This is a genomic window from Acidimicrobiales bacterium (genome assembly GCA_035294085.1).
In the GTDB taxonomy this organism is placed as follows: domain Bacteria; phylum Actinomycetota; class Acidimicrobiia; order Acidimicrobiales; family Bog-793; genus DATGLP01.
Window position 1 is genome coordinate 68,104 of record DATGLP010000013.1, and the last position, 11,543, is coordinate 79,646.

At 74.2% G+C, this 11,543-nt stretch carries 10 protein-coding genes; 6 read left to right on the top strand and 4 right to left on the bottom strand.

Annotation, left to right across the window (positions count from 1 at the left end):
* Positions 1-3: 3 nt before the first annotated feature.
* Entirely contained in the window at positions 4-876 is an 873-nt protein-coding gene (locus VKV23_04855; GenBank protein HLI15367.1) for a mechanosensitive ion channel domain-containing protein, read from the bottom strand.
* A gap of 20 nt (positions 877-896) precedes the next feature.
* Between VKV23_04855 and rodA the strand changes: the two genes are divergently transcribed.
* A complete protein-coding gene (gene rodA, locus VKV23_04860) occupies positions 897-2,081 on the top strand; it encodes a rod shape-determining protein RodA (GenBank protein HLI15368.1) in 1,185 nt (394 codons plus the stop codon).
* Positions 2,082-2,088: 7 nt separating this feature from the next.
* Complete coding sequence (locus tag VKV23_04865) at positions 2,089-2,595, top strand: bifunctional nuclease family protein (GenBank protein ID HLI15369.1); 507 nt, start codon at positions 2,089-2,091, stop codon at positions 2,593-2,595.
* Here the strand turns inward: VKV23_04865 and VKV23_04870 are convergent.
* Complete coding sequence (locus VKV23_04870) at positions 2,520-3,887, bottom strand: FtsW/RodA/SpoVE family cell cycle protein (GenBank protein HLI15370.1); 1,368 nt, start codon at positions 3,885-3,887, stop codon at positions 2,520-2,522. The two genes, VKV23_04865 and VKV23_04870, sit on opposite strands and share 76 nt — an antisense overlap.
* A 53-nt stretch (positions 3,888-3,940) precedes the next feature.
* On the opposite strand from VKV23_04870, the gene ppk1 reads away from it, so the two are divergent.
* Both ppk1 and VKV23_04880 read left to right on the top strand, forming a co-directional pair.
* Positions 3,941-6,154, top strand: a complete 2,214-nt coding sequence (gene ppk1, locus VKV23_04875; protein ID HLI15371.1) for a polyphosphate kinase 1 — start codon at positions 3,941-3,943, stop codon at positions 6,152-6,154.
* A 5-nt stretch (positions 6,155-6,159) separates the two neighbouring features.
* Positions 6,160-7,743: a Ppx/GppA phosphatase family protein gene (locus tag VKV23_04880; GenBank protein ID HLI15372.1), complete on the top strand. Its 1,584-nt coding sequence runs from the start codon at positions 6,160-6,162 to the stop codon at positions 7,741-7,743.
* 55 nt (positions 7,744-7,798) lie between these two features.
* Here VKV23_04880 and VKV23_04885 read toward each other — a convergent pair whose 3' ends face one another.
* Both VKV23_04885 and VKV23_04890 read right to left on the bottom strand, forming a co-directional pair.
* Positions 7,799-8,902 carry a lysylphosphatidylglycerol synthase transmembrane domain-containing protein gene (locus VKV23_04885; GenBank protein ID HLI15373.1) on the bottom strand — a complete coding sequence of 368 codons (1,104 nt, stop codon included), beginning with the start codon at positions 8,900-8,902 and terminating at the stop codon, positions 7,799-7,801.
* Between the two features lie 98 nt (positions 8,903-9,000).
* Complete coding sequence (locus VKV23_04890) at positions 9,001-9,279, bottom strand: hypothetical protein (GenBank protein HLI15374.1); 279 nt, start codon at positions 9,277-9,279, stop codon at positions 9,001-9,003.
* Between the two features lie 121 nt (positions 9,280-9,400).
* Here VKV23_04890 and VKV23_04895 point away from each other — a divergent pair, with 121 nt between their 5' ends.
* Together VKV23_04895 and VKV23_04900 are read left to right on the top strand one after the other, a co-directional pair.
* Positions 9,401-10,630 carry a serine/threonine-protein kinase gene (locus tag VKV23_04895; protein ID HLI15375.1) on the top strand — a complete coding sequence of 410 codons (1,230 nt, stop codon included), beginning with the start codon at positions 9,401-9,403 and terminating at the stop codon, positions 10,628-10,630.
* 9 nt (positions 10,631-10,639) lie between these two features.
* The gene (locus tag VKV23_04900; protein HLI15376.1) at positions 10,640-11,407 is read left to right on the top strand and encodes a polyprenol monophosphomannose synthase; all 768 of its coding nucleotides are present in this window, start codon (positions 10,640-10,642) and stop codon (positions 11,405-11,407) included.
* Positions 11,408-11,543 lie beyond the last annotated feature (136 nt).

The window sequence follows — 11,543 nt, forward strand, 5'->3', positions numbered from 1 at the left end:
CGCTCAGGGGGTAGCCAGCATCCCTGCCGCGGCGAGGGCTTCGGTGATCGCCGCCCGCAGTGGCCGGGCCACCTCCTCCGCGGCGAGCGGCGCGGTGCGCACCTCGACGTCGATCGCGATCCCGGCCGCCGAGAGGTCCGAGACCCCGAGGACTCGCGCGCCCGACAGCGCGCGCGCCGAGACCTCCGGGCGGGCGAGCGCCTCCGCCGCGGCGCGCTCGATGAGCGCGATCGCGCCCGACACGGGAGCCTGCGGCGAGATGGTGGCCCGCACGAGGGCGCGCCCGAAGCTGCGGGAGCTGTTCCCGAGCTTGCGGATCTCGCCGTTCGGAACGTACCAGATCGTGCCGTCCTCGGCGTGCAGGCGCGTGACGCGAAGCGAGACCTCGTCCACGACGCCGCTCAGGTCGCCGACGGCGATGACGTCGCCGATGCGGTACTGGTCCTCGACGAGGAGGAGGAAGCCCGAGAGGAAGTCGCGCACGAGCGACTGGGCGCCGAAGCCGATCGTCGCGCCGATCACCGTCGCGCCCGCGAGGAACGGGGCGAGGTTGACGCCGAGCACGGAGAGGATCGAGATGCCGCCGACGACCCACACCGCGACGCGCCAGGCGTTCGCGAGGATGCGCCGCACGGTGTCGACGCGGCTGGCCTGGGACGGATCGCGCCCGCGCGCCGTGCGGTCGCGCACGCGCGCGAGGCCGCGGCGGATGAGGCGTGCCCCGAGGTGGGAGGCGAGGATCGTGGCGCCGAGGAAGAGGAGGACCGTGACCGGCCGCAGCAGCAGGTCCTGGACGTGGTGCGCGCTCGCCTCCGGTACGCCGAAGGCGCGCAGGAGCTCCTCGATGTAGCCGGTCGAAGCCGTCGGCGCCCCCACGGCCAGTATTCTTGCCGAGCGTGGCGGTCCACCTGCTCGAGCGCGGGAGCCGCATCCGCTCCCGGCGCGAGCAGGGAGGCCTCGTCGCGACGCTGCGCCACGTCGACGTCGTCCTCGTGGCCTCGACCCTCGTGCTCACCCTCGTCGGCCTCGTCATGGTCTACTCGGCGACCCGGGGGATCTACCCGGCGGACCCCACCTACTTCCTCAAGCGCCAGATCGTCTACGCGGCGCTCGGCGTCGTCGTCATGGCGGTGTGCATGTTCGTCGACTACCGCCGGCTCGAGGAGTGGGGCTACGTCGTCTACGGCCTCGTCGTCGCGTCCCTCCTCGCCGTGCTCGCCGTCGGGCGGCACGTCTCGGCCGGCACGGGCGTGGCGAGCGCGGACTCCGCCCAACGCTGGATCGGCTTCGGCCCGCTCCACCTCCAGCCCTCGGAGTTCGGCGTCCTCGCCGTCGTCGTCGCTACCGCCGTCTACGTGGACCGCCACGGCGGCCAGCTCGGGCCGAAGCAGCTGGCGGCGCTCTTCGGGCTCGCGCTCGTCCCGATGCTCCTCGTCTACAAGCAGCCCGACCTCGGCACGACCATCGTCACGGTCGTCGTCTTCTACGTCCTCCTCGTGTTCGCCGGTGTCCGCGGGCGCTACCTCGTGGGCATCGCGGCGCTCGGCGTCGCGGCCGTCGCGGCGATCCTCGGACTGCACCTCCTCCACGGGTACCAGCTGCAGCGGCTCGAGAGCTTCCTCCACCCCAACCAGGACCTCGGGTCCTCCGGCTACGAGCTCATCCAGGCGAAGACGGCGATCGGCGCCGGCGGGCTGCGCGGGGCGGGGCTGTTCAACGGCCAGGTGACGAACCTCGGCTTCGTGCCCGTCCAGTACGCCGACTTCATCTTCTCCGCGATCGGCGAGCAGCTCGGCTTCGTCGGGTCTGCGGCGGTCCTCGGCCTGTTCGCCGTGATGGTGCTGCGGATCTTCCGGGCCACCCAGAAGGCACGCGACACGGTCGGCCGCCTCCTGTGCGCCGGCTGCCTCGCCTTCGTCGTCTTCTCCGTGTTCCAGAACGTCGGCATGAACGTCGGCATCATGCCGATCACGGGCATCCCGCTCCCCTTCATCTCCTACGGCGGCTCGGCCCTCCTCGCGTTCTTCGCCGCCGTCGGCCTCGTGGCGAACGTCGAGATCCGCCGCCACCTGATGCGGTGAGCAGGCGATGAGCACGGATCCGGACGGCGCGCCCGGCGAGGGGGGCGCGCTCGGAGTCGGTGCGCCGACGCACGACGGCGCCGGCACGCCGGCGCCGTACGTGCCGCTGCGCTTCCTCGAGGTGCGGCTCGACCTGCCGAGCCCGCACCCGCTCCTCGTGCTCGAGGAGGCCGACGCCCCCTGGCGGCGCCTCGAGGTCCCGATCGGGATGGCCGAGGGCGTGGCGATCGCCTACGCGGCGCGCGGCCTGCCGACGCCACGCCCGCTCACCCACGAGCTGTTCGTCCAGCTGCTCGAGCTCGCCGGGATGACCGTCGAGACCGTGCGCGTCGTGGCGGTGCGGGGCCGCTCCTACAGCGCCGAGCTCGTCGTCTCCGGGCCGACCGGTGCCCACACCGTCGCGTGCCGGCTCTCCGACGGCGTGGCGCTGGCGCTGCGTCAGCGCGTGCCGGCGCCCATGACCGCCGCGCCCTCGGTGCTCGAGGCCGCTGGCCTCGGCGGAACGGCGGGCTGATTGCCCTCGTCGGAGATCCGCATCACGAGGGCGAGGAGGGCGTAGTTCGCCACGAGGGACGACCCGCCGTAGGAGACGAACGGCAGGGTCACCCCGGTGAGCGGGAGCAGGCGGACGACGCCGGCCATGATGAAGAAGGACTGGAAGCCGAGAGTGGCCGTGAGGCCGACCGCCACGAGCCGGGCGAACTCGGACCGGGCGCGCAGCGCGGCGCGTAGTCCGCTGCCGACGAGGAGGAGGTAGGCGACGAGGACGGCCGCCGTGCCCACGAGGCCGAGCTCCTCGCCGATCACGGCGAAGACGAAGTCGCTCGTCGCGTAGGGGATGACGCCGGCGCCGAGGCCGAGGCCGAGCCCCGTCCCGAAGAGCCCGCCGCGGCCGAAGGCGATCTCGCCCTGCACCGGCTGGTAGCCGAGCTGGGGCCCGGTCATGTAGCGCCAGGGGTCGAGCCAGAGCTCGATCCGCTCGTTCACCTGGCCGAGGAGGTGGCTGGCGAGGAAGGTCCCGACCGCGAAGGCGGCGAGCCCGATCGCGAGGTACGTCCAGCGGCCGGTCGCGACCCAGATCATGGCGAGGAAGACGACGAAGAGGATGAGGGAGAAGCCGATGTCGTGCTCGGCGAGGATGACGAGGAGGGACACGACCCCTGCGACGGCGACCGGGCCGAAGGCGCGCAGATCCGGGGCGAGGCGGTCGCCGATCCGGCGCGTCGGGATCGTGAGGAGCTCGCGCTTCTCGACGAAGTAGGAGGCGAAGAAGACGACGAGGAGGAGCTTGGCCACCTCGACGGGCTGGAACTCCATCGAGCCGAGGTGCACCCACAGCCGCGCGCCGTTGATGTTCTCGCCGACGAGCGGGGCGAGCGGCGAGACGAGGAGGACGAGGGCGAGGACGGCGAGGAGGTAGCGGTAGCGCTCGAGGTCGCGCGAGCGACGCAGGGCGGCGAGGACCGCGACGTACACGCCGAGGCCGACGAGCGTCCAGGCGAGCTGCTGCCCGGCGGCCGCGGGGTCGACCCGGTCGATCATGACGTAGCCGATGCCGTTGAGGACGAGAGCGACCGGGACGAGCACCGGGTCCGCGTGCGGTGCGATCCGGCGGTGGACGAGCTGCAGCACGACGATGATCGCGAGCGCCGTGCCGGCGAAGGGCGCGAGGTCGGCGGGCAGGCGGCTCGTGCGCGACAGGGAGAGCAGGAGGAGCGCCGAGACGACGGTGATCGCCCCGACGAGCAGGAGGCCCAGCTCGCTGCGTCGTCGTGCCCTCGGCATCCCTCGTGTCCCGGCGGCCACGCGTCGACGCTAGCTGAGCGCGGGCCGCAGGCCCTGGCAGTAGCGTTGCGGGCGTGGAGGACCTGCGTGCGCGACGGGCGCGCGAGCTGCTCGGCGAGGTCGCGCCGACCGTCGAGGGCCAGCCCGAGCAGGCCAAGGTGGAGGACTTCGGGCCTGCCCGCTTCCTGAACCGTGAGCTCTCGTGGCTCGACTTCGCGGCCCGCCTCCTCGAGCTCGCCGAGGACGAGGCCACGCCGCTGCTCGAGCGGGTGAAGTTCCTCGCCATCTTCTCGAACGGCCTCGACGAGTTCTTCCAGGTGCGCGTCGCCGGCCTGAAGGGCCAGGCAGCGGCCGGGCTGCGGCGGGCGTCGCCCGACGGCCGCACCCCCCTCGAGCAGCTGCGCGGGGTGCGCGACTACGTGCTCGCGCTCGTCGAGCGCCAGGCAGCGATCTTCACCGACCGCCTGCGGCCCGCGCTCGAGCGGGCCGGGATCGAGGTCGCCGACTTCGAGACCCTCGACGAGCACGCGAAGCGCGAGCTGGCCGCGATCTTCGACCGCGACATCTTCCCGGTGCTCACGCCGCTCGCGGTGGACCCGGGCCACCCGTTCCCCTACATCTCGAACCTGTCGCTCAACCTCGCGGTCCTCGTCGAGGATCCGGCGACGCGCGAGCGCCGCTTCGCGCGCGTGAAGGTGCCGCCGCTGCTGCCGCGCTTCGTGCCGCTGCGCGGGCAGGCGCAGTTCGTGCCGCTCGAGCAGGTCATCGCCGCGCACCTCGACCGGCTCTTCCCCGAGATGAGGATCGGCGCGCACGTCCCCTTCCGCGTCACGCGCAACGCCGACTTCGAGCTCGACGAGGACGAGGCCGACGACCTGCTCGAAGCGGTGGAGCTCGAGCTGCGGCGGCGCCGCTTCGGCCGTGCCGTGCGCCTCGAGATCGACCCGGCCACGCCCCCGGAGATCCTCGAGCTCCTGGTGCGCGAGCTCGAGCTCGGCTCCGAGGACGTCTACGCGAGCGACGCACCCCTCGACCTCGGCCAGCTGTGGTGCCTCACCGGCCTGGACCGCCCCGACCTCCAGGAGCCCGCGTGGACCCCGACGACGCCGCCGCGCCTCGCCACCGCCGGCGACGAGCGCGCCGACCTGTTCGCAGCGATCCGCGAGCGCGACGTCCTCGTCCACCACCCCTACGACTCGTTCGCCTCGTCGGTCGAGGCGTTCATCTCGCAGGCGGCCTCCGACCCCGACGTGCTCGCGATCAAGCAGACGCTGTACCGGACCTCGGGGGACGCACCCTTCGTCTCCGCCCTCGCCGCCGCCGCCGAGTCCGGCAAGCAGGTCGCGGCGCTCGTCGAGGTGAAGGCGCGCTTCGACGAGAAGCGCAACATCGCCTGGGCGCGCCAGCTCGAGCAGGCCGGCGTGCACGTCGTCTACGGGCTCGTCGGCCTCAAGACGCACTCGAAGACGGCGCTCGTGGTGCGCCGCGAGGAGGACGGCATCCGCCGCTACTGCCACATCGGCACGGGCAACTACAACTCCGACACCGCGCGCGTCTACGAGGACCTCGGGCTGCTCACGGCGGCCCCCGACGTCGGCGCCGACCTGAGCGACCTGTTCAACCACCTCACCGGCTTCTCTCGCCCGATCGAGACGCGCGCCCTCGTCCTCGCGCCGCGCGCGCTGCGCCCGTTCCTCCTCGAGCAGATCGCGGCCGAGACCGAGCGCGGGGAGTCCGGGCGCATCGCCATCAAGGCGAACGGGCTGAGCGATCCGGAGGTCATCGACGCCCTCTACCGGGCCTCGCAGGCCAAGGTGCGGGTCGAGCTCGTCGTGCGCGGCGTGTGCTCGCTGCGGCCCGGCGTTCCCGGCCTCTCCGAGCACGTGAGCGTCCGGTCGATCGTGGGCCGCTTCCTCGAGCACTCGCGCATCTTCCGCTTCGGCGTGCCCTCGCCGGCCCAGGTTGCCGCCTGCGCCGTGCAGGCGAGCGACGCCCCCGTCGCTCCGGGGCCGGGTGCGCGCTACTTCATCGGCTCGGCTGACCTCATGGAGCGCAACCTGGATCGGCGCATCGAGGCGGTCGTCCCGGTACGCGACCCCGACCTGTGCGCGCGCCTCGAGGACATCCTGCGGCTCGACCTCGCCGACGACACCTCCTCGTGGGAGCTCTCGGCGACCGGCGGGTGGTCGCGCGTCCCGACTCGGGCCGGGATCTCCGCCCAGCGCGGCCTGCAGGAGCTCGCCCTCGAGCGGGCGCGCCGGCGGCGTTCGCCGGAGACCACCGCCTAGCGCCGGTGCGCATCGCCGCGCTCGACCTCGGCTCGAACTCGTTCCACCTCCTCGTCGTCGAGGTCCAGCGGGACGGGACCTTCTCGCCGCTCGTACGCGAGAAGGAGGTGCTGCGCCTCGGCGACGCCGTCGCGCGCCGCGGGGCGATCGGGGCGCGCGCGATCGAGCGCGCCCTCGAGACGCTGGCGCGCTTCAAGGCGCTGGCGGAGGCGCAGCGCGCCGACGAGGTCGTGGCCCTCGCCACGTCGGCCGTTCGCGACGCAGCCGACGGGGCCGAGCTGGTCGAGCGGGCGCGCGACCTCGGACTGGCCGTCGAGGTCATCGACGGCGTGCGCGAGGCGGAGCTCATCTTCGGCGCGATCCGCGCCAGCGTCGTCGTCGACCCGAGCCCCGCGGTGGCGATCGACCTCGGGGGCGGCAGCTTGGAGCTCATGGTCGGCGACCAGTCCGAGCTCTCGTACGCCGCGAGCCTGCCGCTCGGCGTGGGGCGGCTCACGGCGAGGTTCCTCGCGAGCGATCCGCCGTCGCAGGAGGAGCTGGCCCGCCTGCGCCGCCACGTCGCGGACGAGCTCTCGGCGGTGATCCCGGCGGTGGCCGGCCACGAGCCGCGCCAGTGCATCGGCTCCTCGGGCACGCTCGTCGCCATCGCCCGGATGGCCGCGGCGCTGCGCGACGGGGTGCTGCCCCGGACGGTGAACCAGCTCAGCGTGGCGCGCCCCGCCCTCGAGCGCCTGGCCGGCGAGGTGCTGTCGCGCACGTGCGCGGCTCGAAGCCGCCTTCCTGGCTGCGACGCGCGGCGTGCGGAGCTCCTGCCCGCCGGCGTGGTCGTGCTCGAGGAGGTGCTCGAGCGCACGGGCCTCGAGTCGCTCACGGTGAGCGACTGGGCCCTTCGCGAGGGGATCGTCCTCGAGACGATGCGTCGCCACGGCCTGGAGCCGACCGGGTCGGACCCGCAGGACATCCGCTGGTCCTCGGCGCTCGCGCTCTGCCGGCGCTCGGGGTGGTGCGAGCGGCACGCGCGCCAGGTCGCCACCCTGGCGCTCCAGCTGTTCGACGTGCTGGCTCCGGCGTACGGCCTGCAGGCAGCCGAGCGCGAGCTGCTCGAGCTCGGCGCGCTCGTGCACGACGTCGGTGAGCACGTGAGCCGTGCCGGCCACGACCGTCACACCGCCTACCTCGTCGAGCACGGTGGTCTGCGGGGGCTCTCGCCGGCCGAGGTGGGCATCCTCGCGACCATCGGGCGCTACCACGTGCGGGGGACGCCGCGGCCCAGCTTCGAGCCCTTCGCGGCGCTCGGGCCGTCGGACCGGGACCGGGCGACCAAGCTTGCGGCGATCCTGCGCCTCGCGGACGCCCTCGACGCCAGCCACGACGGGCGCGTCGAGGCCGTCGACGCCGAGCTCGACGTCGAGCGCGGCGAGCTGCTCGTGCGGGCAGGGGGAGCCGGCGACGCGCAGGTCGAGCGATGGATGGCGCAGCGCAAGAAGGACCTCCTCGAGCGGGCCTTCGGGGTGACCTGCCGGCTCGAGGACGTCCGGCGCGCCGGCGGGGTGGCGACGTCGCCCGAGGGCTCGAGCGGAGCCGGCTAGGCCGAGGCGCGGGTCGCGCCGGTCGCGCCAGGCCCGCCACCCGGCCCGCCTAGGCCTAGGGGCTCGACGCCTCGGTCGCGGGGGACTTCGCGTCGTGCGCCATCGCCGCGATCGCGTCGTGCGGGTGGCGCAGGCGCTGTCCCCGTTGGACTCGCAGCGACACGTAGGCCCCGGCACCGACGGGGATCGGCAGCCAGAAGTTGACGAAGCGCCAGCCGATCACGCCGAGCGTCGCGACCCAGCCCGGGATGCCGAAGCTGATGAGCAGGCCCGTCGTGGAGGCCTCGACGAGGCCGAGGCCTCCCGGTGTGATCGGGATGGCAGCGAGGACGTTGCCGACGCCGTAGGCGACGAAGAGGAGCACGGGGTTGACGTAGCGGTCGAGGGCGGCGAGGAAGGTCCACAGCGACGCGGCGTCGAGCAGCCAGTTCAGCGCCGCGAACAGGAGCGCACGCCGCAGCGTCTCGCGATCGCGGCTGAGGTTGCGCAGCGACTGGCCGACGTGGCGGACCAGCTCCTCGAGGCGGTCCTCGCTGACGCGCGGCAGGCGGCGGCCCACCGCGCGCACGAAGCGCACCGCCGACTCCTCCCCGCGCGTGAAGAGGTAGACGAGGCCGCCGATGAACAAGATGAGGAGCATCCCGAGGAGCGCAGCGACCACGTAGGCCGTGTGGATCCCCGCGAGGGGGATCGAGACGACGAGGGCGAGCCACAGCAGGACGTTCAGCACCACGGCCGAGCCCATGCCCTGGGTCGCCATCGCCATCGCCGCGTCCTGACCGCGCACGCCCTGGGCCGTGAGGAGGCGGTAGCCGAGGGTGGCGCTGCCGGCGCTCCCGCCCGGCAGCACGTGCGCGATCGCCGTGCCGGCGAGGTCGATCCGGAAGAGCGTGGCGACGGACGGGCCGGGGGGGAGGAGGACCTTCGTGAGGAGGGCGTAGGCGAAGAGCGCGGCGGCCTCGAGGACGATGCCGGCGACGAGCCAGGCGACGTTGAGGTGCCCGAGCTGGTTGAGGTCGTGGCCGGCCGCGACGAAGCGGGGGATGACGAGGTACTCGACGACGAGGAGGACGAGGAAGACCGTGACGCCGTGGCGCAGCGGGGCCGGGACGTGCGAGCGCCAGCCGCGCCGCTTCGAGGTCGGCTCGCCGGGGCGCACCCGACCATGCTGGCACGTCCGCACGACGTCGCCGGGAGACGCGGCGTCCCCGTCGCCGACCGCGGCGCTCGCGCGAGCGGCCGGGGTGCCGAGCCGCGTCAGACGGCAGCGAGGTTCTGCCGCCTCGCCGCGGCGCGCACCTCCTCCAAGGTGGCGGCCAGCTCCTTCGCGCTCGTGAGCGTGCGCCGGTTCAGCGCGACGAGGAGGCGCTCGACCGGGGCCGCGACCTCCGGGTGCACGTCGCGGGCGAGGGACCAGATGTCGAGGAGGGGGTTGATGACCCGGCTCACCGACACCGCCTGGTCGGCGAAGCGACCGAGGAGCTCGTCGATCGCCTCGTCCAGGATGTCGATGCCGCTTCTGCCGTTGTCCTGCATGGCCTGTTCCTCCTCTCGCTCGTTCTAACGGCCGGTCTCGCGTCGCTCTTCCCAAGCTTGGCAGACGGCACGCGCCCGCCGTGGCACCCCCGGGCGCAACCGGCGAGGGCACAGTGGGTCGGTGGCAGCGGTGCTCGACGGCGGCACCGACCCGCCGAGGGTGCTCGGCGGGCGCTACCGGATCGACGCGCTCGCCGGTCGAGGCGGCATGGGCGACGTGTACCGGGCCTTCGACCTGCGCCTCGAGCGTCCGGTTGCGGTGAAGGTGCGCGCGAAGGGGCCGGAGGAGGACGAGGCTCGCTTCTTCGCCGAGGCGAGGACGCTCGCCGCCCTCTCGCACCCGAATCTCGTCGCCGCCCTCGACGCGGGCGTCCACGACGACTGTGTCTTCCTCGTCATGGAGCTGGTCGACGGCCCGACCCTCGCGGCCCGCCTCCGGCACGGCCCGCTCTCCCCCGGCGAGGCGGCCGCCGTCGGTTGCGACGTCGCAGCGGCGCTCGGCTACGTCCACCGCAGAGGGGTCGTGCAGCGCGACGTCAAGCCAGCCAACGTGCTCCTCGAGGCGTCCGGCCGGGCCCGCCTGGCCGACTTCGGGGTCGCGTGGCTGGCGGACCGGCCGCGAACGGGCACGACGGGCGTGGCGCTCGGCACCCCGGCCTACCTTGCGCCCGAGCAGGTCTCGGGTGGTCCCGTCGGCCCGCCAGCCGACGTCTACGCGCTCGGTCTCGTCCTCCTCGAGGCGCTGACGGGCGTTCGGGCCTTCCCGGGCGCGGCGCAGGAGGCCGCCCTGGCGCGCCTCGTCCGAGACCCCGAGGTGCCCGCCGGCCTCGCGCCGGCCTGGCGGGCGCTGCTCGTCGCGGCGACCGCCCGGGACCCCGCCTCGCGACCCGAGGCCGAGGCGCTGCGCCGCCAGCTCTCCTCCCTCGCGACCTCCGTTGCGACGGCGTCGGCGCCGAGGCGCGTCGTGATCGCGAGGCCGCGCGCTCGGCGCACGCTTCGGGGGCGACGGCGGGCCCTGCTGCTCGGGGGTGCCGCGGCTGCCCTCGTGGCGGCCCTGGGCGCGTCGAGCGCCGTCGGGGGCACGAGCGTGCGGCGCGGCGGTGCACCGCGGGGCGCACCGGCCTCGGCGGGGAGGACCGTGGGAGCGGCGACCGTCTCGCCGCGAGGCGGCGCTCGGACGCCGGGCGCCGCCGCGCCCCTCGCGGGCACGGGCCCGGGCGCGCCAGCCCTCCCGCCCGGCCTCGAACGCCGCGGGAAGCCGCTGCCGCCGGGACACGGGGGGCCCCGTCCAGGCGGCTACGGCCGGGGCCCTCGCGGGCGCGGCGCAGCCGCTCGCGTCCCCGACAGCTAAGTTGTCCCGGTGCGCGTCCTCGTCGTCCTACCGACCTACAACGAGCGCGAGAACATCACGGAGGTCCTCCAGGCGGTCCGGGCTGCGCTGCCCGAGGCCGACGTCCTCGTCGTCGACGACTCGAGCCCTGACGGGACGGCCGAGCTCGCCGAGAAGGCCGCAGCGGAGCTCGGCGGGATCGAGGTGCTGTCGCGCCCGGCCAAGGAGGGGCTGGGTCCCGCCTACCGGGCGGGCTTCGCCCTCGGGCTGGCGCGCGGCTACGACGCCTTCGTGGAGATGGACAGCGACTTCTCGCACGACCCGGCGGCGCTGCCGGCGCTCGTCGCGCCGATCGAGCGCGGCGCGGGGCTGGTCGTCGGGTCCCGCTACGTCGCGGGCGGGGAGATCCCGAACTGGTCGTGGTCACGCCGTCTGCTCAGCCGGCTCGGGAACTACTACGCGAAGGCCGTGCTCGCCCTCGGCGTGGAGGACTCGACCTCCGGGTTTCGCGTCTACGCGGCCGACGTGCTGCGTGCGATCGACCTCGCCTCGGTGCGCGCCGACGGGTACGGCTTCCAGATCGAGATGACCTACCGGGCGCTGCGCGCGGGCGCGCGCGTCGTGGAGGTGCCGATCCGCTTCGTCGACCGGGTCGAGGGCACGTCGAAGATGTCGCTGCACACCGTGGTCGAGGCGCTCGCGCTCGTGACGGCGTTCGGCCTGCGCCGGCTCGTGCCTCGTCGCCGGCGACGCTCGTCGGCGCGGCGCGCCCCGGTCGGTGCGATCTCGAGCCGCTAGACACCCCACGGCCCGAAGCCGTCAAGCGGCCGCCGCGATGGAGGGTGGCCACGCACGGCTCTCGTCGTAGAGCTCACCGTGCTCGAGGCAGTGGTGCAAGATGCCGACGAGGCGATTGCCGAGCTGGCGGAGCGCT